The following is a 22703-nucleotide window of genomic DNA, read 5'->3' as shown; positions in this document are numbered from 1 at the left end:
ATAGGCTTAACAAGGCAAATTTAAGAAAGCTCACCAAACAGCATCTCGGCTACTTGAGATTCCATCTCAGCTCGCAATGCCCTCACAATTGCTTCAAAAGAGCAATTTATCTCAACCTTATGGCCCCGAAGGATAAAGCCGGCCTTAAACTGCCCTCTATCAGGCGAGAGGCGCAGCCGTCCGTTACGCCCCTGTTTTTTCAATTGCTCATTAATGTAATCCAGGAAATTCTGATCCAGGCGGTGCTCATCATAAACCGAAAATAACACCTCTTCATCTCCCTGAAGAGGAGCATTCAAAAGCATGGAAGCGATAACTTCCCTGTATTGATCATCTGGCATGCGGCTTATCCTCTCAATAACCCCTGCAAATACGGCCTCTATCATGTCCCGTTTGACGGCCAGCACCTTCTTCTTCATCTCCAGCTGAGCCGATACCAGCATCCTTCTTTTATGTTCTCGAGCCGCCTCTATGTTTTGCTCGGTCAAACGTTTTTTTAGCCTGCCGGCCTCATCGGCTTTGGCCTTCTTAATTTCCTCTGCCTTTTCCTCAGCTGACTTGATTATGCGTTCGGCTTCCTGCCGAGCATCTTCCAGAATACGCTGTTTGATCTTGTCAATCCCATCCATAGTGTCCACTCCTACACCGGAATACCGTTCACCATTAAGAAGGAAGCCAGCAGAGCCAGCACGGCATAGGTTTCCACCACTACCGGAAATGTGATGGCCTTACCAAGCTCTTCGGGCCGCTTTGCGATTATTCCAATGGCGGCCGCGGAGGTTTTTCCCTGGTATATGGCCGATATAAGGCCTACTATGGCTATGGGCAAAGCGCTCACAAAAAGCAATAGCCCCGTCTCGGTGGAAACATCTACCATGCCACCGAAGATGTTCATCTTATTCATGATAATGAAACCTATGAGCAGACCGTAAATTCCCTGCGTACCAGGCAAGGCCTGAAGCAGCAATACCTGACCAAATTTGTCGGGATCTTCGGTTACCACACCTGCCGCACTTTGTCCTGCGATGGCCACACCAAATACCGAACCCAGCCCTGCCAGCACCACCGCTGCAGCGGCCCCTAAAATGGCATATATCTGTCCCATGCTCAAGCCCGTCCCGGTAGTTGACGCAGCAGTCCCCAATACGGCAAAAATGTGTCCTAATTCCATATCAAACAGCCTCCCCTTCCTTGTATACATCGATAAATTTCGTCTTTATGCGTAAAGGCTTAAAGGCATGGCCCCCAGCCTCAAAAAACCTGCCGAAAAATTCTATGTACTGCAACCTGCTGGAGTGAACATATGCGCTCAACATATTCATGAGCATATTGAACGAATGCCCTATTACCAGTACAACCGCAGCTATTATCCAACCAAACCACGACTTTGCTGCCATAAGTCCCAGCTGATTTATGACGGTACCGATAACGCCGCCGCTTAAAGCCAGGGCAAAAAGTCTTGAATATGAAAGCATATCGCTGAAATATCCAGTAATGTTGTACAGGCTCAATATACCCGAAAATATTCTTTTTATGATGTTCTTTTGATGCCTGCCCTGGGTGAGCACAAGCCCGATTGCTCCGGCCAGCGCCATATACTGTCCTACCACTTTTAAACCCGTAGCCATAAGCACTAGCCCTATTAAGGTAACATACCAAAGCCCCTGATCAAATATGGCATCCCAGACCCTGCCCTGGCGTATGCTCATGTAAGCCTGAATGCCCATGCCTACAAAAATCTGAATGAGGCCCAAAGCAAAACAGAATATGAGCATCTTTATAGGCTGAACAGCCGGTTCAAACCATAAGGGAGGCAGCCCTAAAAGCTGTCCCGCATTGCCAAACCATCCTCCAAAAATGGCACCCCACAGGAAAGTAGATATACCTCCCAAAAATACCAGCATGATTAGCTTCTTGGCCATTCCTTTGAGGTTGAGCTTGCGAATGGCCAGATAAGCTAATAAAGCCATGATAATGCCATACCCCGCATCTCCCATCATTATGCCGAAAAAGATGAAGAAGAACGGCGCAACAAAAGGATTGGGATCAATGCTGCGGGGATGAGGCGTGCTATAAAGCTCGGTAATCAGCTCGAAGGGCTGAACCAAAGGCGGATTATCATAAGCCACCGGGAAGAGCTCATCGGGCTCCGGATCATCCAGACGAATATAAACCGCGGAGGTAATGCCATGTATCCTGGATACAAAGGCTTCAGCAAAACGGCTGGGAACCCACCCTTTGAGCACAAAGGCCTGACCGGTTTGCAAAAGCTTTAACCCTTCCTCTTCTTTATCCCGCTGTATAGATAAGGCATCGTAAAGGACCTCAAGCTCATTGGCCCGCACTGCCAGCGCCTTTGCCTGCTCCTCTATTTTTTTCCTTTCAGCATCAATGTCACGTAGTTCATCATCGCATCGCTTTATAATTTCGGCAGGAGTGCCTTTCATATTAAAGCTCACGCGGTTAAAGCCCAATTCCTTTAAAAGTTTATCCACCTCTTGTGCTAAATCCTTATGATATGCTAAAAAATAGTTGACCTGTTCCTTGTTCTCTCCCACCCTCTCTATGTAAAACTCCCTAGTGCCAAATTCTTGCATCCTGGCCTCAAACTGCGCTGCAAGACCTTTTTCTATCGTGCCTATCATGGTATGGGTGGTCAACAAGGTATTGCCTATTTGCTCCAGAGAAACGTTCAAATCCTTCCATGGTAACAGCTGCTCCCTCGTGCCGAGTATACGGGTTTCACGGGATGACAGCTCAGCAAGGCGCTGTTCCAGCTTACGGCAGGTAGCTGCAACCTGCAATATGGAATCGGCATTTTCGCTAACCTTATGAAGCTCTTCTATGCTGACAACGGGTTTGGGCGCAAAAGCGGAACGCTTCAAATTACGATAGCGGCCGATAAAGTCCAGCGCAAATTTCAGCTCCGACAGCTGGGATTCGATGCGCTCCACAACCCCCTGCCCATCATATCTTTGTAAAAGCGTATTCTCGCCACCCTGCCCTTCCTGGACAGGCTCTTCAAGCTCGATATTATCGATCTCCACATTACCCATGAGTTGAATAGCATTGAGTATCCTATCCCTGTCTGCCTGCAAGCCAACGAGGAGCAATTTCTTCATCTCAACTATGGCCATGGATATTCACGACCTTTCCCATAACCAAGGAAATGGCTTCATCCATCCTGATTTGGGCTACTTGACGTATCTTCTGGCATTCCTGCTCCACTTTTTGGCCTAAAGATTCTATCTCCTTCTTGGCTTCGTGTTCAGCCTGACGCATAAACTGCTGCCTCTCCTGTTGCGCTTGCTGAACCACCTCTGCTAGGAATCGGTTACCCTCTTCCTCAGCCTTCCTCAATATATCTCTTGCCTTTTCCATTGCCTGCTTCTTTATCTCTTCGGCCTGCTGCTCTGCTTGCCTGATCTCCCTAATAGCATCCATATCCATAGCCGGCATTCCCCCTCAAATGACCGTTATGCCTTGCAACGCAAACAGCCAATCTACTTCCTACACCCTGCCATCGAAATCATTTTGTTCCAAACAATCTATCTCCCGCATCTCCCAAGCCGGGCACTATATATCCGTGTTCATTGAGGCATTTATCTATAGCAGCCACATAGATGTCTACATCGTCGTGATCCCGCTGGAGGCGTTTAATTCCTTCGGGAGCGGCTATCAAGCAAACAAACTTTATGCTCTTGGCACCTCTTTCTTTTATTAGCTTTAAGGCAGCAGATGCCGAACCTCCGGTAGCCAACATGGGATCAATTACGATGAGCTCCCTCTCATGCACATCTGGAGGCAGCTTGCAATAATATCCCACCGGTTCTAGCGTCTCTGGGTCGCGATATAGGCCAATATGCCCTACTTTAGCGGCCGGAATGAGTTTGAGCATGCCATCTACCATTCCAAGCCCCGCCCTTAAAATTGGTATAATTCCCAGCTTCTTGCCGGATATGACCTTGGCTGTGGCCTTAGCCACCGGGGTCTCTATCTCCACCTCTTTAAGCGGCAGGTCACGTGTGACCTCATAAGCCATAAGCAGAGATATCTCCGCCACCAACTCTCTGAACTCCTTAGCCCCTGTCTCCTTATCCCTTATGAGAGATAACTTATGCTGAATCAACGGATGGTCTAAAACGTGCACTCTTCCCATTTTATCTCTCCTTTTATCGTTAAACTTTACGTGGTCACCGGTATGGCATTCAATCCTTTTGACCTGCCAGCATTACCTCCACTCCATCCTCCCATGCAACCAAGGCTTTACGCGCCATTCCCAAAAAAAGGCCGGTCTCCACTATCCCCGGGATGGATTTAAGAATGTGGTTTAACCGGTACACATCAGGCGCCTCATCAAAATACAGGTCCACGATAAAATTGCCATTATCGGTCACCACTGGCCCCGCTTTTCTAACTGCTATTCTGAGCTCAGGTCTGGAGCCGATTTCTCTGAGCTTTCGCATTACAAAGCTAAGAGCTGCCGGAATAACTTCCACCGGCACAGGAAAAGATACAGCCAACCTTTCCACCAGCTTGGAATGATCCACTATGATCACGAACTCATCAGCCATGGCGGCTATAACCTTTTCCATGGTATTGGCAGCACCGCCGCCCTTTATGGCGTTTAAGCTGTAATCAATCTCATCAGCGCCATCAATGGCGATATCCAGCCTGTCCACCAACGAAACATCAAGCACTGGTATCCCATGCTGATGACACATGAGCTTGGCTTGATAGGACGTTGGCACGCCGCGAATGGACAAGCCCTGTCTCACTCTTCGACCCAGCTCCTCAATAAAAAACGCAGCCGTACTGCCTGTCCCAATCCCAACCGTCATACCATCCTTCACCAAATCAGCCGCTGCCACACCCACCATTTTCTTTAAATTTTTACCCTCGCTCTGGGCTTTCATAGCACACAATACCCCCACCCACATTCTCTAATATTATAACCTAATCCATTTGATAATTGCAATAAAAAATTAGGCTTTCAGCCTTTCTATCAGCTTTGTAAGAGACTCCTCCAGCTCATGAGCGCAGCTTTCGTAAACCTCTATCGGTTGACCAAAGGGATCAAGGATATCCACCAATTCCCCTTTAACCGATCCACCTTGTGCGTATTCTTTAAGCACATGTATTTTGGATGCGGCCTCGGGATACATGCTGCTCAATATGGCTTTGTGTCGATGGGTCATGGTTAGTATCAGATCAGCTTCTTTTACAAGTGATGCGTCCACATTTCTGGCTCGGTGACCGCTTAAGTCTATCCCTCTCCGCTTCATAACTTCGATAGCCTGGGGCGTAGCCTTGTTCCCTTCGATAGCAGCCAAACCGGCAGAAACGGCCCTTACGCTATCTAGCCCTTTTTTATTGGCCAAGTCATTAAATAAGGCCTCAGCCATAGGGCTTCGGCAGGTATTGCCTGTACACACAAACAAAACCGTGGTCAACTACAAAACCTCCTTCAAAAGTAGGTTTTCACGCCTCGATCACGCGGAAAGCGGCCGCCCTCAACATGCGGTTCATTATTGCCAAACCTTCATCCTTTGTCTCTATCCATTCGGCCAATACAATATCCACTCCCAGATCATCAAACCGCCTCAAAGCCCAAAATAGGTTGGAGGCCATGGTGGCAGGTTGCTTGCGGCTTCCTAACACCAGTACTTGGCCTTCTTTGTAATAATCTTTCGTTTCTTGAGTTGCAAGTATTCCTACCTTCATGCCCTGTTTTGCATACTCTTCTGCCATAACGTTTATCCTGGCCACCATTTGGTGGGGCTCCCCCCGCACCACCACCACCTGGGCGTGAGGTGCATAATGGGTATATTTCATTCCGGGAGATTTGACCCGTTGCGTCTTAACCGGCTTTAAAGCCCCATCATCAACCCTCACTTCTCCCAACACCTGCATCAACATCTCGTATGTGATGCCGCCGGGCCTCAAGATAGTTGGGACCTCAGCCGTCATATCCAAAACCGTGGACTCTAGGCCTACATCACACCTTCCTCCATCCAGTATAAGGGGAATCCTGCCGTCGAGGTCATCCAGGACATGCTGCGCCATGGTAGGGCTGGTATGACCCGACCTGTTGGCGCTGGGAGCAGCAATCGGCACCCCGCTACACTCTATAAGCCTTAAAGCCACCGGATGGCGCGGCATCCTAATGGCTACTGTATCCAGCCCAGCCGTCACTGCATCGGGTATAAGTGGAGACTTTTTAAAGATCATGGTAAGAGGTCCCGGCCAGAAACGCTCCATAAGGGTGATCGCCGAGGAAGGTAATTCTTTTATCAGCCTGTCCACATCCTGGCGTTTTGAAATATGCACTATTAGAGGGTTGTCCGATGGACGGCCCTTTGCCTCAAAGATCTTTTGAACGGCAGCCGCATCCAAAGCATTGGCCCCCAAGCCGTATACCGTCTCAGTGGGAAATGCTACCACTTCCCCGGCCTGTATCAGCCTGGCAGCTTCCAGTATAGCGCTACAATCGCTTTCCACATCGTTTATCTTTAGTACCCTGGTCTTCAATTGTACTTTCTCCTTTCGCATAAACACAATGATATGAGCCCCATTTAATATTATATGCTCTATTAGGCCACAAGCTTTGTATATCAGAGCATGGAAGACACTACAATTCCGGCTATCACTCCCATTATAAGGCTCATCCCCGAAATCCTTCCCCTGTACAGGTCGTTGGATTTTGGGATGAGCTCCGAACAAGTTATGTATAGCATGGCGCCACCGGCAAACCCCAAGCACAGGCTTATGAAATAAGGCGATATCTCGCCCAGCAGATACCCCACCAGCGCTCCAATGCCCGTTGGGATTCCTGCCATAACCGCTGACAGAAAGACCTTCCACCTGGCCATACCGCCTATTCTCATGGGCGCAGCCATGGCAATGCCCTCAGGAACGTCATGAAATGCGATGACCAAGCTGAGCCCTATGCCATAGGATTTCATAGCCGTAAAACCTGACCCTATGGCTAAACCTTCGGGAAAATTGTGAAGAGCAATGCCTATCCCCAACAGTATGCCGGTCTTTACATACTGGCCCATGGGAGAGCGTTGGTCCCCTTTATAGTAGCTCTTCCAGGCGGTTATGGCCTCATCGCAGGCTAAGATCATGACCACCCCTAAGCACACCCCGACTATGCTGACGTCAAAGCCTCCTATTTCAAAAGCCTCTGGCAGAAGGTCAAAGCACACCACTGCTACCATCAGTCCGGCAGAAAAATTCAATAATGCACTCAAAAATCGCCTACTGGGGTTGTTTAAGACAAATCCAATGAGTCCCCCTAAGCCAGTACCCAAAATGCCGGCGGCTGTACCCATGACACAGCTGAAGAACAGATCACCCAACCCAAACCATCCCCAAACTAGAGCTTATATAAAAATTGTATTCACTGGGATGTTTGGGTATTCTTAAGCCTTTCAGCCTGTTCGTTTATTATAAGCTCATTTATGATTTCGTCCATATCTCCATCCAAAAAACCTTCTAAATTATATATCGTCTTACCAATTCGATGGTCGGTTACGCGTCCTTGAGGAAAATTATAGGTACGTATTCTTTCACTTCTATCGCCGGTACCCACCTGGCTTTTTCTAACCTGAGCATATTCCTGTTCCCGTTCCCTCCGAACGGCATCAAGCACACGGGCCTTTAAAACCCTCATGGCTTTTTCCTTATTCTTCTGTTGCGACCTCTCATCCTGGCATGTGACCACTATGCCTGTAGGAATATGGGTTATGCGCACAGCCGAATCGGTGGTATTGACACTTTGGCCTCCATGCCCCGATGACCTGAAGACCTCGATCCTTAAGTCGTCAGGATTTATCTCCACCTCAATATCTTCGGCTTCCGGCAGCACGGCCACGGTAGCAGTGGAGGTGTGAATCCTACCACCCGATTCGGTGGTCGGTATTCTCTGTACACGGTGGACCCCGCTCTCGTATTTGAGCCGGCTGTAGGCTCCTCTGCCTTCAACCACGAATATGAGCTCCTTGACACCCCCCATGTCTGTGTAATTGGCACTCATGATCTCTATCCTCCAGCCCTTGCGCTCAGCGTACCTGCTGTACATCCTAAACAGGTCAGCGCCAAAAAGGGCTGCTTCTTCTCCGCCTGCCCCAGCCCGTATCTCCATAACCACGTTCTTTTCATCATTGGGATCTTTAGGAAGAAGCAAAAGCCTAAGATCTTGGAGTGCCTTTTCCTTTCTCTCTTCAAGGGCATCTAGCTCTTCCCGGAGCATGGCTAAAGACTCTTCATCCAGCTTCTCCTTTAGCATTTCGCGGGCCACCGCTATATCCTGCTCTATCGTTTTATATTCCCTGTATTTGATTACGATATCCTCAAGGTCGGCATGCTCTTTGACCAATTTCTTCCATTCATTTTGTTTGGCGATAATCTCTGGATCGGCAATTGCCTTGCTCAATTCTTCATATTTTCTTTCAATAAACTCCAGTTTATCCAGCATACACCTTCCCCTTTTAATAGAAGTTAGCTTAAATTAGCTTAAAAATTAAAATAAAGACATTTCAACCTCTTATCATAACAGCATTTCAGCGGCGTATGGCAAAAACCACCCGCTCAATACCAGCTAAATCCTTGTATATGGCAATATCTACATAACACCCCGTATTTTCCAATATGGATTTGACCTTTTGAGCCTGGCCATATCCTACTTCAACCGCCAATAGGCCTCCTGTTCTCAGCCAATTCAACCCTTCCCTGGCCAAACGGCTGTAAAACTTTAAACCATCATGCCCTCCATCGAGGGCAATGCGCGGCTCGTAATCTCTAATATGTCGCTCCAAATTCTCAATCTCCTGAGTGGGTATATATGGCGGGTTGGATACGACAACATCAAAGGGCTGGACATCAGTATGGCCATCTAAGGGGGAAAATAAATCTCCTTCTAAAAAGGCTATGCGATCTTCAACCCCATGCCGGCAAGCATTGAGCCTTGCCACCTCCAATGCCCCTGCCGAAATATCAACGGCTGTTATGCGGGCACGGGGCAAAAAAAGTGCAAGGCTTATGGCAATCGCACCGCTTCCGGTACCTATATCCAGTATACGCACAGTTCCCACCCTTTGAGATGCCCATTTAATCACGTGTTCCACCAGTATTTCGGTATCGGCACGGGGTATCAATACCCTCTGGTCTACATAAAATTCCAGCCCCATGAACTCCTGCTTGTTGGTTATATACTGAATGGGACACCCCTCACACCGTCTATATATCAGATCAAAGAAGCGTTGCGCCTGAGAGGCGTCTAGTGTCCAGTCCCGCGCAAGGTACAGGTCATGCCTTTGGCATTTCAGCATATGAGCCATCAAAAGCTCTGCCTCCAGCCTCGATGCCGGGATATTATGACACTCTAAAATCTTTTGCCCCTTCCTTAATATTTCCATCCCCTTCAGCCGCATCTTGAGCCCCCTTGTCAGTCAAGCCCGCAGCCTGCATAAAAGCTTTCATGGCAACTTCCAGCTGGTCATCATCCGGCTCGCGGGTGGTAAGCTTTTGCAGCATAAGTCCTGGGAACATGACAAATTTCACTCCCGGCCAGCTGGTTCTTCCTGCCCACTTTATTATTTCATATGAGATGCCCGCCACCAAAGGCAACAGCAATAGCTTTACCAAGATGCGGGCTATCATGTTGTTCCACCCTAATGCTGAAAACATCACGATGCTCACCACCATCACCACCAGCAAAAAGGCGGTACCGCATCTGGGATGCAACGTGCTGTACTTTCTGGCGTTTTCTATTGATAGCTCCTCACCGTGTTCATAACAGTGAATGACCTTATGCTCTGCCCCATGATATTGGAAAACCCGCTGTATATCTTTAATCCGGGTCACCAGCACGATATAACCGATAAATACGGCAAGCCTTATTGCTCCCTCAATCAATCCCAGCATGACGCGATGGGCTATCCATTGCCTGAGCAACCCCGTCAGCACAGCGGGAGCCACCACAAATAGCGCTATGGCCAGGCCGATGGCCAATAGCAGCGCAAACCATGTCATTACGTCTTCTACCTTTTTGCCAGTTTTATCGGCTACAAACCTTTCAACTCTGGATGGCTTATACTCCTGTACAACGCTTGGGTCGCCGTACATCTCGGCAGAGGCCATAAGAGACCTTATGCCCACCACCAGCGTCTCAGCAAAAGTTACAACACCCCTTATGACCGGCAGCTTAAAAATTGAATGCCTATCCTTTAGGGAAGACAGCTGCTGGTCTCGCACTATTATCTGGCCGTCATAGCGCCTAACTGCTATAGCCATACGGGAAGGGGCGCGCATCATCACCCCTTCCAATACTGCTTGCCCCCCTATATCGCATTTTCTCATCAACTACACCCCTTATGATAAACAAAAATGCAGACCAGGGTATAACCCCAATCTGCACTGTTTTGTGGAATTCACACCTGGTCGCTATTTAGCTCATATCTCTTCTTAAATCTCTCTACACGTCCTCCCGTATCTACCAGCTTTTGTTTCCCGGTAAAGAAAGGATGGCATTTCGAGCATATCTCAACCCTGATCTCCTTTTTAGTAGAACCGGTAACAAATGTCTCTCCACATGCGCACCTTACTATGGCCTCTCCATACTCGGGATGTATACCTTTCTTCATCACAGTCACCTCTTTCGTTGATAATTGCAACCCTATCATAACTACTACAGTATAGCACATCGAGAGCGTGAATTTCAAGACGTTTTTCAGCCACAACCAGTTTTTGGCTGTCCCTTTTTCCTTCCCGCGGTCGTTTTGCAATAACCCGGCTTAGAGTCGTCTAATTTCTCCTCTACGCCTTCCATTGAGGCAAAATCCTAGCCTTTTGTAAAGCCTTTATAATAGCCACAACAAGGGGCCCCAAAAACAGCCCTATGATTCCAAAAAGCCGCAGCCCCACATATATCGATATAAGGGTAACAAGGGGATGCAAGCCCAGGCTCTGTCCCACCACCTTGGGCTCTAAAAACTGGCGAACTATCAATATCACGATATAAAGCGCTATAAAGGCGAATCCCCTTGCAACATTACCCATAATTAAATTAACAGCCGCGGCCGGAATGAGTATAGTACCGGTGCCCAATAGCGGCAGGGCATCCACCACCGCCGTTATGAGAGCCGATGAAAATACGTATTTAACCCCGATTAAGCTGTATCCTATCAGTAGCTCGATAAAGGTAACCGAAATGAGGATGGCCTGTGCTTTGATGAACCCCACCAGTGCGGTAAAAAGGTCATCTTTTACCGTACGGATCTTGTTCCTCCACCCTTCCGGCATCTGCTTATAGACAAACCTGGATATCTTCTCCCTATCCCTACTCATGAAAAAGGAGGCCACCAGGGATATCACTATGAAGAGAAATGCCTGTGGCAAAAACTTTGCCATGTTCAGTAGATAATTGAGCAGGCTGTGCAGAGATGCCGATATGCTTCCCACAACAGACCCAAGGCTGTCTCTGATGGTGCTCTCAAACTCAGCGGGTAGGCTCAAATACAGATTCTGCACCCTGCCCAATAACATGTCGATGTACCCTTTAACCACCTGGGCGCTGGGGATTTCCCTGGTTAAGCGCCATATCTCGTTGACCAATTCCGAAAATATGAGTATCAAAATTCCGCCCGTAACCAGAGTAAAAAAGAAGAGGACTATGCCCACAGCTGCCCCACGGGGCAATCTGAATTTATCAGTCAAAAATCTTACCGGCCGTTCAATGATAAAGGCTATAAACAAAGCCACCACAAAGGGAGCCATATAAGGGAGAACCTTGAGGGGCACAAAGAGTACCAGCAGGAGCACTAGAACTACCCTTGTTGTGGTCTTTAAATATTTTCTGTATCGTGGGCTTACGCTTATCATAGTTTATCTATACCCCACCGTATTGCTGTTTAGCGATAGCTGTAATAGCTCTCGCGGTCAACAAAATAGCCGTCTTTTTCCATTTTCTCAAAATGCTCTAACATCAAGTCTATAAACTCTTCGTTGGAATTGGTACGCATCAGATCGTTTATTATGATCTCGATTATCCTGTCTGGTCGCCCTTCGCTCAAATTCTTGCGAATAGCCCATACGCATTCCAGCTCCCTCTGGGTGAGCAGCAGCTCTTCCCTACGCGTGCCCGATTTGAAGATGTCTATAGCCGGGAAAATCCTCTTCTCAGATAGCTTTCTATCCAGATGGATTTCCATATTACCCGTACCTTTAAACTCCTCGTATATGACTTCATCCATGCGGCTTCCGGTATCGATTAAGGCGGTGGCAATGATGGTCAGGCTTCCGCCCCCCTCAATATTACGGGCCGCACCAAAGAACCTCTTGGGCTTGTGGAGGGCCGCCGAATCGATACCGCCCGACAGTATCTTACCTGTTGCAGGCACGGTGAGGTTATAGGCACGGGCCAGACGGGTAAGGCTATCCAACAATATCACTACGTCCTTACCATGCTCTACCAGCCTTTGTGCGCGCTCCAAAACCATTTCGGCCACCTTTGTATGGTGTTCGGGCAACTCGTCAAATGTGGAATACACCACATCTCCCTTTATGGAGCGCTGCATATCGGTAACCTCTTCGGGCCGCTCATCGATGAGCAGCACTATGAGGTAGATATCAGGATAATTGGTGGCAATGCTGTCGGCGATCTTCTTGAGCAGCGTGGTTTTTCCTGCCTTGGGAGGCGATACAATCAGCCCTCTCTGGCCTTTGCCTATTGGAGCTATGAGATCAATGAGACGCGTGGCCAGCTCCTTGGGATTCCTGGGATTCTCCAGCGTTATGCGCTCGTTGGGGAATATGGGAGTCAGCTCATCAAAAGGCTTTCTCTGGGTAGCCTTTTCAGGATCTTCACCGTTGACAGCGGTCACATAAAGAAGCGCTTGAAACTTCTCGCCCTCTTTTGCAGGGCGGGTTTTGCCTTCCACCAAATCGCCGGTCTTCAGATTAAAACGGCGTATCTGCGATTGGGAAACATACACATCCTTACTGCCGGGCATATAGTTTTCGGCGCGCAGGAATCCATAACCGTCCGGCAGCACTTCCAGTACGCCTTTGGCGTCGCCGCACTCTCCGGTGCTCAGCAGAATAGGCACAGCAGGATTGGATGTATTGAAGTATTTCCGCGCGTAAGCAACCTGCCTCTCATATTCCTCTTTATCAGTAATGATCTTCTCCAGTAGGTCCTCTTTTTTGCGGGCTACAACAGCTCTCTCTCTCTCCTCGCCCCCTTCAGCACCGCATTCTCCAACTTGATGCTGTGGCTCTCCCTGCTTTTGCGCCATTTCTCCCCTATCGGGCTGCTGTACCGTCCTTTGTTCCTGTACCGCCTCTTGTGCCTCCTGTTTCATTAGAGAAGGCTGCTGCTCTTGATCTGCCCGCTCCTCTGCTATCGATTGACCTACTTGATCAAGCAGATGCAGCTGTTGGGCATCTCCACCGGTTGTCTCCTTTTCTTGGGCAACCTCCTTCTTTTTCCTGGGTCTTCCCCTTCTGCCAGGCTTGGGCTGAGCAGCTTCCTGCGGTGGCTGGACAGCCTCTCCCTCCTGCTCAAGCTGCCCATCAGCTGGCTTCTCTTCCTGCTCCTGCCGTACGCTTAGGCCTTCCTGCGCAAGCGGAATAATTGGCTGTTCTTGTTGCACCTGTTGACCCTGCTCATTTTCCTGTTGTGCTACAGGCTGAACAGCCTGGTCCTCATGTTGAACCTGCTGGTCCTGGAACTGCTCATCCTGCGATCCCTGTTTTTTGGCAAGCCATTCCCGCTGCTGCTCTTGGGCCATCTCCCTAAGTCTCTCTTTTATACGCTCAATGAGTTCAGCTTTTCTATACCTGGTAACGCCCTTTACTCCTATTTCCTTGCCAAACTCTCTGAGTTCAAATATATTATTGTTTTCCAAATTGTTTAAGTCTAGATTGCTCAGATCCAAAGCCTTTTCTCCTCGCTTTCTATTTAGATTTTTTGCTTTATAATGTACAAACTATATACAGCTTTTTTTATGCTCTAGTTTTCATCTTTTGATTTTTGACAGTAAATTGAGCCATTTTATGGGATATAGGACTTCCTGGTTCAATAACGCCGTTTAGTATCCCTACAGGAATGAATTACGATAGTCCACCAAATTTAAAATCCATCTCTATTTTTGCAAAATATAGGAGCCTTTTCAGCTGCTGAATTAAATGGTCTGTACATTCAAGACATACGGAATACTACCGGCTCAAGGGGTGCATTCATAAATGCTGAGGGAAATACGCTCTGTTTTCATATTATTCCCAGTTTTCCGTCATTCATACAGGGTGCCATAAATTCAGTACACAAAAATAGTTAGTACAACCCACACCACATAAACACTATTTAACAGTATATGAAATCCACCGGTAAAATTGTGTATTAACTATACATACCCTCGTCACGCTTTCCAATCAAAAACGCTATTTTTACATAAAACCCCATAAGCTTTTGTATATACGCACAAACTTTCCCACATGAGAAAGTAGATTTGAAAGGCATCCAAGGGTACCGGCAATGTGGCATTATGAGCAGTATATAGATATCATAAGCAAAAAGTCCTTCGCCGTCAACAAAAAAAATTTACAAAAAAACCCCACTTAAAATTAGTAGGGTTATACAAAAATTTATATAAAATCACTGGTTACTTGTTCTTGTGATTCTTATATGCCACTGCAGCCCCCACAAAATCCCTAAACAGAGGATGAGGCCTGTTAGGACGGGATTTAAATTCAGGATGATACTGCACGCCTACAAACCACGGATGATCGACCAGTTCCACTGCCTCTACCAATCTGTTATCCGGCGAAACGCCCGATATGATAAGCCCATGAGATAAAAGAATATCTCTAAAGCTGTTGTTATACTCATATCTGTGGCGATGCCGTTCTTGTACCATCTCCTGGCCATAAGCTTTTCTGAGCAGCGTATTTTCCAAAGTCTTACATGGATATACCCCCAACCGCATTGTTCCTCCTTTTGAATCCATCTTCTCCTGCTCGGGCATGAGGTGTATTACGGGATAGGGGGTATATGGATCAAACTCAGTGCTGTGAGCACCGGTAAGCCCCACCACATTTCGAGCAAACTCCACTACAGCCAGTTGCATGCCCAGACATATACCAAAATAAGGTATTTTATTCTCCCTGGCATATCGGCTGGCATACATCTTTCCCTCTATTCCCCGGTCTCCAAAACCACCCGGTACCAATATCCCATCTACATCCGATAGCAGCTCGTCCACATTGTCCTGGCATACCTGTTCAGAGTGAATCCACTTTATTTGGACCTCGGTATCATGACAAAGCCCGCCGTGGGAAAGGGCTTCCACCACGCTAAGGTATGCATCGTGAAGCTCAACATATTTGCCTACCAGGCCAATGGTAACCTTGTTCTTTAAATTTTTCATACGCTGAACCATCTCGCACCATTCTTCCAGGTCGGCCTGTCCACAGTTTAGCTTCAGCCTTTCAATCACCAAGTCATCCAAGCCTTCTTTTTTGAGCAATAGGGGCACTTCATAGAGGTTATCGGCATCCAGGTTTTGTACCACCTGCCTGGCTTCCACATTACAAAAAAGACCTATCTTTTCTTTTAGCTCTCTGCTTAAAGGCTTTACAGATCTGCATACTATTACATCAGGTTGAATGCCAATGCTGCGTAGCTCCTTCACGCTATGCTGCGTAGGCTTGGTCTTCAGCTCCCCTGCCTTCCCCAGATACGGAACCAGCGTAACGTGTATATACATACAGTTGTCTGCTCCTACTTCCCACTTGATCTGGCGGATGGCCTCTAAAAAAGGTAGGCTCTCGATATCGCCCACCGTTCCACCGATTTCGGTGATGACCACGTCTACGTCCGACTCCTGTGCCACGCGGAAAATCCTTTCCTTTATTTCATTAGTTATGTGAGGAATTACCTGGACGGTGCCCCCCAGGTAATCTCCCCGCCGTTCCTTGTTGATAACCGACCAATATATCTTTCCGGCAGTCACGTTATTATTCTTACTCAGGTTTTCATCGATAAACCTCTCATAATGTCCCAGATCCAAGTCGGTTTCAGCGCCATCCTCGGTAACGAACACCTCACCGTGCTGATAGGGGCTCATGGTACCCGGGTCGACATTAATATAGGGGTCGAATTTCTGGATGGAAACCTTCAACCCCCTGCTCTTTAGCAACCTCCCTAAAGATGCAGCAGTTATACCTTTCCCGAGAGAAGACACCACCCCTCCGGTAATGAATACAAACTTAGCCACTTTATCCCCCTCCGAAACATGCTTCAGCAAATTTCTACAACCATCAATTTTATACATCTCTTCATCTGCTTGTCAAGAATTTTTATCAGCATTCATAATCAAGAACCAAAATTCGGGTCTCCTTTCCCTCTATATCCTGCTTTTTAACCTCCAGAGTATGGTCATGGATGTAGGTCCCGCCTCCCATGACCTCTAAGAACTTCTCGACGCCATCGATGGGAAAATCAATTTTGGCGGTCTTGTAGTGCATGGGGATGGCTATGGAAGGCTTTAGGGTTGAAACCACGCTGGCTGCTGCCTTTGCGTCAATGGTATAGGTACCTCCCACAGGTATAAGTAGCACGTCCACATGTCCTATTTGCTCAACCTGCTCCTTGGAAAGAACATGCCCCAGATCCCCTAAATGGCATACCCTTACCCCATCTATCTCATACACGTATACGATGTTAGTGCCTCTTTTTCTACCACCCTGGTCATCGTGATAGCTGACTATGCCTCTTATGGGTATGCCCTTTACCGAGAAATTGCCTGCTTCGCTGATAACCTCCGGCTTGCCAGGTATACCCTGTACGTAGCTGTGGTCAAAATGTTGATGGCTTACCGTAACAATATCGGCATGTTCCTCCGGCAACTTATACCCCACCGTTTCATCATATGGATCGGTAATTATGGTAACCCCTGAGTCCGAGGCCAATTTAAAACAGGCATGTCCAAACCATGTAATCTTCATAACTCTCCCTCCTCACATCCTAGATAAATTTACTAATAATTTTCTATGTCCACCTTACCAGCATATATTATCTCCCTATTTAAAAAGCGGCTTCCTATCTGCTTAAACTTCTGGCTAAAGTCGCTCACATAATAGCGATATTGAGGTTGGTTATGGTTGTCATTGAGCATATCCCCCTGCTCAAGAATTCGTTTTACTTCATGAACTGTACTCACCGCAGGGTTGATTAGCGTTACATGGGGACCCATAACTTTTGAAATTGTATTCATCAACAGAGGATAATGGGTACAACCCAATATAAGGGTATCGGCACCCCATTCCTTCAAAGGTGCAAGGTATCTTTCAGCGGTTAAATAGGCTATACGCGTGTCACTCCACCCTTCTTCTACTATGGGCACAAATAGCGAGCATGCTACGCTGCGGGTATGTATACCAGGGTTCAACCTGGCAATGGCCCTGGCGTAGGAGCCGCTCTGTACTGTGGCCTCAGTGCCAATTATGCCCACTTTGCCGTTTCGCGTAGCCTTGACGGCATGGGCTGCACCGGGCTCAACTACCCCTATTATGGGAAGATCAAAAACTTCTTTTACGGTCTCAAGGGCCATTGAACTTGCCGTGTTACAAGCGATGACCACGGCCTTTATGTTTTGAGTGAGAAGAAATCGTATGCACTGTATGGAGTACTTGATGATGGTCTCCCTGGAGCGCGTCCCATACGGAAGGCGAGCCGTATCGCCAAAATAGACTATGTTCTCGTTGGGCAACTGGGCCATCAACTCCTTCACTACCGTTAACCCGCCCAATCCTGAATCGAATACGCCAATAGGCCTTGGATCCACCGCACAGTCTCCCTTCACTCGGGATGCTTTTCCTTAAACCTGTCCAGCGCAAGCTCTATTAGCCTATCTATAAGGGTGGAATACGGCACACCCGTCGCCTCCCACAGTTTAGGATACATGCTTATTCTAGTAAATCCAGGTATGGTGTTAACCTCGTTTACAAACACCTCAAGGGTGTCTTTATCCACGAAAAAGTCCACCCGGGCCATTCCGCTGCAGTCCAGGGCTTTATAGGCCTTTATGGCCAACTGACGAATCTCCTGCGCCTTTTCTTCCGGAAGGTCGGCTGGTATGATCAATTGTGACTTACCATCATCGAAGTACTTTGCGTTATAATCGTAAAATTCATTGCACGGGATGATCTCTCCCAGCACAGAGGCTTGAGGATCGTTGTTCCCCAAGACAGCGCATTCTATCTCCCTGCCATTGATAAAAGCTTCAACTACCAGCTTCCTATCATAGCGTCCAGCTTCCTTTAACCCCTCGATGAGTTCCTGCCTGTCGTGGGCTTTGGTAATCCCCACGCTGGAACCCATATTGGAAGGCTTTACAAAACACGGATAGCCTAAATACGATTCAATGGCATCTATTATGGGCTGTGGCTCTTGCTCAAACTGCTGCCTCAATACCACCAAGTACTTTCCCTGCGGTAAACCACAGCTACTAAAAACGGCCTTAGCCATAGCCTTATCCATGGCTACAGAGGAAGCCACCACATCGCAGCCCACATAAGGAATATTAGCCAGCTCCAGTAACCCCTGTATGGTCCCATCCTCAGCATGGGGTCCATGCATTATAGGGAAAACCACATCCACCTTATATATATGGGACGGGTTGTCTACAAGAAAAAAGCCCTTGAACGAAGGATCGCCAGGAAACACTATGGGCTTTGAGGTAGCTTCCCATCTTCCGCTCTGGATGTCCTCCACATCCCCTTCAAAAAGGAGCCATCTTCCCGTCTTGGTAATGCCTATAAAATATATATCATATTTATTGCGGTCCATGTTTTTCACCACTGAAGCACACGACATCAGGGAAACCTCATGTTCCCCCGATTGCCCTCCAAAAAGAACAGCTACCTTTAACTTTTGAGGCATGTACTCTTTTCCCCCTTCAGCCTATCTACGACTTTGCCTGACAAGCCTTGCATATCCCACATTAAGGCTGCAAGCAATTCTATAAGTTGCAGTTAATCTTTGCCATTGCTTCTCATTTATGTATAATTAGATTATACCACAATTATGATAAGTCTACAATTTATTTGACCCTAATCGCCCCTCATCTCCCCCATCTTAAAATCATTGGGGCGCTTATTTCTTGAAACTATTCTTATAACTATTCTTATTCAACATTTCGCAGATATTTCCTCAAAAAATGGTTATTTGTTTGCCAAACACTATTAAAACTCAAAGATACGACCAAAAGCATAAGCGGAGGCAATAGCCCCCGCCCATGCTTTTAGCATTATATGGCTAGTTGGTCCTACTTATGCTCCTCTCGGCCATTTCTATAGCCTTGGCAACTATATTTCCGCAATCCCGGGAAGAGACGTCACCCCAACCCCTAGTCTTGACGATGTCGTATACGCCCAATTCCTTGGCAATCTCTTCTTTAAGCCTATCGGACATAATTCCGCGCCTTCTAGCCACGATAATACCCCCTTTAAAAGCAAAAGACTATTTATCTTTTGCTGATAATAGTTTTTCCGGCCTTAAAGCGCATTATGCTGCAAAAAATATGGCTAGATTACCAAGGTTCCATCGCCGGTATCAATAATCTTCAATATATTTACTTCTTTTCCATTGTTTGCATCAATATAGACTATGAAGTTGTCTCCTCCATATTCACCCTTAAACTCGTAGCACAGCCTCTCGCCGCCCGACTCGGTAGGAATGATGGCCAACCCTTCCGACTTTACCTTGAGATTGGGATTTACCAGCTTGCGCGCTTCCTCAAGCGACAGCTTTGGAGGGTCTATATCCCTCTCTTTATGGGCTATCAGGTAGTTGCGCGCATCAAAACCAACGATACTGCCATCCTCGAGCGATACCTTTACCTTAATGAGATCGGGATATACTATGACATCGCCCTGCTTATATGCAAAATTTATTACCAGCGTACCATCAAACTTCTGGCTATAAGTAGGTATCATGGAGCTGTATCCTTTTTGGGCCAAAAACCTTTCTGCCCTATCCTGTGCCTCTTCAAGGGAGAGCTTGGCCGATTTAATCTCCCCGTCAGAAATCATATTCACTACCTTGCCGCCCTTTTTGCTTACCGAGACAAAGATGGTTCCATTGCCATCCTTGGGCTTTATATACACTCCCCAGGTCTCTATATCGGCCGTGGTCTCAGGACCGTCATTTACTTCGCCTACCCTGGCTCTCCCTACAAAGTCGGCAGCAATTTCCTGGGCCTTCTTTTGATCAATAGCCTCACCCTGAATACGGATATCCTTTCTCTGCTGAAGCGTTTCGGAAAACGGTCCATCGTATATCAACGTTGGGTAATCAATACCGGTCCTCTCTATTTTGATAAACTGTTGCTCAATTAGGTTCTCTGCTTTTTCATTGAGCTCCTGCTTGATTTTGGCTTGCCTTATTTCGCCCCACTTGACCCCGCCTGAATTGAGATTATCAACCAATACTTTAAGCTCTTCATTCAACTGTGCACAATTGTTACGTAACTTTTGCAGTTTATCCATCTCCTCCAATGATATGGTCCGGTCTTGCCCCACTTTTTTGGTAAGGTAATAACAGTAATCTGCCAGCTGGTTTATAAACTTCGAGGTCTTTATAAGCGACAGATGGCCCAATGGCAATTGCCCTAAGTTTACCTGGGCGGCATCAGCCTGCCTCCATACCTCGGCGAGCAGCACCATGCTTTGGCTTTGATCCCCGCTCACCATAAGCTTGGAAAGCTTTGTATCTATATCGCCTATCTGCCCTACAAGCTCAAAAAACGACTTTTGATACAGATTTTCTATGTAGTTGCGGTATTCCATATTCTGTAAATACTGATTGTATCCCCACAATCCTACCGCTATCAAAGCCACTGCTAATACTATCGTCAGCATCCACCTGATCATATGCACTGCCTCCCGTCATATCAGTACTGCTGCCCTCTTCTGTGCGCCATAGATATATAAATTAATCTGTTTCACGCTATCACAGCTCATTTAGCAAAGCGATGATTCCCGATAACGATGTGTACAGGTCTGGACCATATCCAACTGCTGGTAGTCTTGGCCGGATTATAATAGTAAAGAGCACCATAAGTGGGATCCCATCCGTTTAGAGCATCCCTGGCTGCCCGCAGCGCCTCTTCATCAGGAGCCAGGTTTATCTGGCCGTCAGTAACAGCCGTAAAGGCACCCGGTTGGTATATCACCCCTGCAATGGTGTTGGGAAAAGCAGGATGCTTTACGCGGTTTAATACCACCGCCGCCACCGCTACCTTTCCAATATAAGGTTCTCCCCTGGCTTCAGCATGTACCAGCCTGGCTAGCAAGTACAAATCCCCGCTGCTGGAAGTTCCACCACCCCTTGAAGGCTGGTAAGAAGTAGAAGTATCATTCAGGGTGATGCCCAGAGCTGCCGCCGTCTGAGGCCCTACCACCCCATCTACTTTCAGTCCATTTTTCCTTTGAAAAAGCTTTACGGCTTCAAAGGTTTTCGCACCGTATATCCCATCTATGGGTCCATCGTAATAGCCCCACTGTTTGAGTTTTCTCTGAACCTCCATCACCTTGCTGCCGGTAGAGCCCCAGTACAGTATGGTCTCGACGGCCGCATTTTGACTTTTCCAATGCTCCATCAGCATTGTGCCGCAAATAAAAAGGGTTAACAAAACAGCTATAACAGAAAGCTTGTTTTTATGCCCCATACCATCTCCCTTTCTAGCATATGGCTTCTGTTATATTTTTTGTTAACCCTAAACTGAATATACCTACCGAAATATTCCTTATATAAAGCTCAGATAGTTTCCATATCCAACTCTTTAAATTACGGTTAACAAAAGTAGGTTTACGCTTATATGATAAAAAGGTGCCATAGGCACCTTTTTATCGATCCCAGAAGCTTAAAAAGGAAAGCAGCCTCTTTATTCTAACTTCCGAAATCTTTAACCATTCGGCTACCTTCCATCTGTATTCTATTTTTCTATAACTTGTCAAATCTCCTTTATCTTCCCATTCACCAAGCTTCATAGATTCGGTACCCTTGGCAGGGCTTTCCTGTTGGGGGTTATTGCCTTTAACCTCGCTAGCTATATTAGCCTGTGAAGCGCCACCAACCTTTGTTGCCTCTTCGCTGTGCCTGGCCACACCGTGAGAGATATCTATAAAGCACAGGGGCGGAAACATTACACACCACCAGTTAGACCCTTTACCATCTCCTATAATTACCTTTAAAGCCTCATATTCCCCCGCCGGCAAAACCAGATGACCATATGCCTTAGTGGGAAACAAAAAGCGTCCAAATTGAACCTGCACGGGGTATGACTTGCCTGCCTGTTCTACTTCAAGAAGTGCAATCCTCTGTATCTCGTCTAAGCTGCTTCTGATCTTCTCCCTCCCCGTCTCCATAGAATTGATATCAGCAAACTCCTGGCCAAATATTTCCAGTAACCTGTCCCGCACCTTAAGCTTCAAGGCTTGGTCTTCAGGAGAATCGCTGTTGGCTACTATATGAAAGCGTATGTACTGCTGTTGAGAAGCATTTGTATACACACCAGCTGCTATCAATAGCATTATCAAGGAAATTATAAATAAGTACACAGCCCATGGCTTGCGCTTCACTGTCAATACCCCCAATACCTGCCGTACTTTAAGCTGATATTAGAAGTATTGACAGT

At 47.2% G+C, this 22703-nt stretch carries 23 protein-coding genes; all 23 read right to left on the bottom strand.

Translation table 11 applies throughout. The features are described from left to right. Positions 1–20: 20 nt before the first annotated feature. Positions 21–629, bottom strand: a complete 609-nt coding sequence (locus tag FWJ59_RS00450) for a V-type ATP synthase subunit E (RefSeq protein ID WP_414480009.1) — start codon at positions 627–629, stop codon at positions 21–23. Between the two features lie 11 nt (positions 630–640). Beyond that, entirely contained in the window at positions 641–1105 is a 465-nt protein-coding gene (locus tag FWJ59_RS00445) for a V-type ATP synthase subunit K (RefSeq protein WP_414480023.1), read from the bottom strand. A 67-nt stretch (positions 1106–1172) separates the two neighbouring features. Further along, on the bottom strand, positions 1173–3137 hold the full coding sequence (locus tag FWJ59_RS00440; RefSeq protein ID WP_414480008.1) for a V-type ATP synthase subunit I: 1965 nt from the start codon (positions 3135–3137) through the stop codon (positions 1173–1175). Continuing rightward, positions 3124–3459: a hypothetical protein gene (locus FWJ59_RS00435; protein ID WP_414480007.1), complete on the bottom strand. Its 336-nt coding sequence runs from the start codon at positions 3457–3459 to the stop codon at positions 3124–3126. Before FWJ59_RS00435 ends, FWJ59_RS00440 begins: the two co-directional genes overlap by 14 nt. 70 nt (positions 3460–3529) lie before the next feature. Continuing rightward, positions 3530–4159: a uracil phosphoribosyltransferase gene (gene upp, locus FWJ59_RS00430; protein ID WP_414480006.1), complete on the bottom strand. Its 630-nt coding sequence runs from the start codon at positions 4157–4159 to the stop codon at positions 3530–3532. A 49-nt stretch (positions 4160–4208) separates the two neighbouring features. Next, positions 4209–4916 (bottom strand): ribose-5-phosphate isomerase RpiA, encoded by a 708-nt coding sequence (rpiA, locus tag FWJ59_RS00425; RefSeq protein WP_414480005.1) that lies wholly within the window; start codon positions 4914–4916, stop codon positions 4209–4211. 69 nt (positions 4917–4985) lie between these two features. Further along, the gene (locus FWJ59_RS00420) at positions 4986–5453 is read right to left on the bottom strand and encodes a low molecular weight protein arginine phosphatase (RefSeq protein WP_414480004.1); all 468 of its coding nucleotides are present in this window, start codon (positions 5451–5453) and stop codon (positions 4986–4988) included. A gap of 28 nt (positions 5454–5481) precedes the next feature. Next, positions 5482–6531: an L-threonylcarbamoyladenylate synthase gene (locus FWJ59_RS00415; RefSeq protein WP_414480003.1), complete on the bottom strand. Its 1050-nt coding sequence runs from the start codon at positions 6529–6531 to the stop codon at positions 5482–5484. A gap of 83 nt (positions 6532–6614) precedes the next feature. Next, positions 6615–7364 (bottom strand): ZIP family metal transporter, encoded by a 750-nt coding sequence (locus FWJ59_RS00410; RefSeq protein ID WP_414480002.1) that lies wholly within the window; start codon positions 7362–7364, stop codon positions 6615–6617. A gap of 41 nt (positions 7365–7405) precedes the next feature. Next, entirely contained in the window at positions 7406–8482 is a 1077-nt protein-coding gene (gene prfA / locus FWJ59_RS00405; RefSeq protein ID WP_414480001.1) for a peptide chain release factor 1, read from the bottom strand. 85 nt (positions 8483–8567) lie between these two features. Further along, positions 8568–9437, bottom strand: a complete 870-nt coding sequence (prmC, locus tag FWJ59_RS00400) for a peptide chain release factor N(5)-glutamine methyltransferase (protein WP_414480000.1) — start codon at positions 9435–9437, stop codon at positions 8568–8570. Next, the gene (locus FWJ59_RS00395; RefSeq protein WP_414479999.1) at positions 9379–10365 is read right to left on the bottom strand and encodes a DUF1385 domain-containing protein; all 987 of its coding nucleotides are present in this window, start codon (positions 10363–10365) and stop codon (positions 9379–9381) included. The genes prmC and FWJ59_RS00395 overlap by 59 nt, the downstream gene beginning before the upstream one ends. Positions 10366–10436: 71 nt before the next feature. Continuing rightward, a complete protein-coding gene (gene rpmE / locus FWJ59_RS00390) occupies positions 10437–10649 on the bottom strand; it encodes a 50S ribosomal protein L31 (protein ID WP_414479998.1) in 213 nt (70 codons plus the stop codon). Between the two features lie 172 nt (positions 10650–10821). Then, positions 10822–11886: a sporulation integral membrane protein YtvI gene (gene ytvI / locus FWJ59_RS00385; RefSeq protein ID WP_414479997.1), complete on the bottom strand. Its 1065-nt coding sequence runs from the start codon at positions 11884–11886 to the stop codon at positions 10822–10824. 29 nt (positions 11887–11915) lie between these two features. Then, on the bottom strand, positions 11916–13943 hold the full coding sequence (gene rho / locus FWJ59_RS00380; protein WP_414479996.1) for a transcription termination factor Rho: 2028 nt from the start codon (positions 13941–13943) through the stop codon (positions 11916–11918). A gap of 723 nt (positions 13944–14666) precedes the next feature. Further along, positions 14667–16337, bottom strand: coding sequence for a CTP synthase (locus tag FWJ59_RS00375; RefSeq protein WP_414479995.1), 1671 nt, complete (start codon positions 16335–16337; stop codon positions 14667–14669). A gap of 28 nt (positions 16338–16365) precedes the next feature. Continuing rightward, the gene (locus FWJ59_RS00370) at positions 16366–17010 is read right to left on the bottom strand and encodes an MBL fold metallo-hydrolase (RefSeq protein WP_414479994.1); all 645 of its coding nucleotides are present in this window, start codon (positions 17008–17010) and stop codon (positions 16366–16368) included. 32 nt (positions 17011–17042) lie between these two features. Then, entirely contained in the window at positions 17043–17849 is an 807-nt protein-coding gene (gene murI / locus FWJ59_RS00365) for a glutamate racemase (protein WP_414479993.1), read from the bottom strand. Between the two features lie 14 nt (positions 17850–17863). Beyond that, a complete protein-coding gene (locus tag FWJ59_RS00360) occupies positions 17864–18946 on the bottom strand; it encodes a D-alanine--D-alanine ligase family protein (protein ID WP_414479992.1) in 1083 nt (360 codons plus the stop codon). A gap of 375 nt (positions 18947–19321) precedes the next feature. Continuing rightward, positions 19322–19477: a small, acid-soluble spore protein, alpha/beta type gene (locus FWJ59_RS00355; protein ID WP_414480022.1), complete on the bottom strand. Its 156-nt coding sequence runs from the start codon at positions 19475–19477 to the stop codon at positions 19322–19324. Positions 19478–19590: 113 nt separating this feature from the next. Further along, complete coding sequence (ypeB, locus tag FWJ59_RS00350) at positions 19591–20937, bottom strand: germination protein YpeB (protein ID WP_414479991.1); 1347 nt, start codon at positions 20935–20937, stop codon at positions 19591–19593. A gap of 86 nt (positions 20938–21023) precedes the next feature. Next, positions 21024–21734: a spore cortex-lytic enzyme gene (sleB, locus tag FWJ59_RS00345; RefSeq protein ID WP_414479990.1), complete on the bottom strand. Its 711-nt coding sequence runs from the start codon at positions 21732–21734 to the stop codon at positions 21024–21026. Between the two features lie 178 nt (positions 21735–21912). Next, on the bottom strand, positions 21913–22599 hold the full coding sequence (gene spoIIR / locus FWJ59_RS00340; RefSeq protein WP_414480021.1) for a stage II sporulation protein R: 687 nt from the start codon (positions 22597–22599) through the stop codon (positions 21913–21915). Positions 22600–22703: the final 104 nt, after the last annotated feature.

The organism is Caldicoprobacter sp. (assembly GCF_047459465.1).
Lineage (GTDB): Bacteria > Bacillota > Clostridia > Caldicoprobacterales > Caldicoprobacteraceae > Caldicoprobacter.
This window is presented reverse-complemented; position numbering and strand designations above follow the sequence as displayed.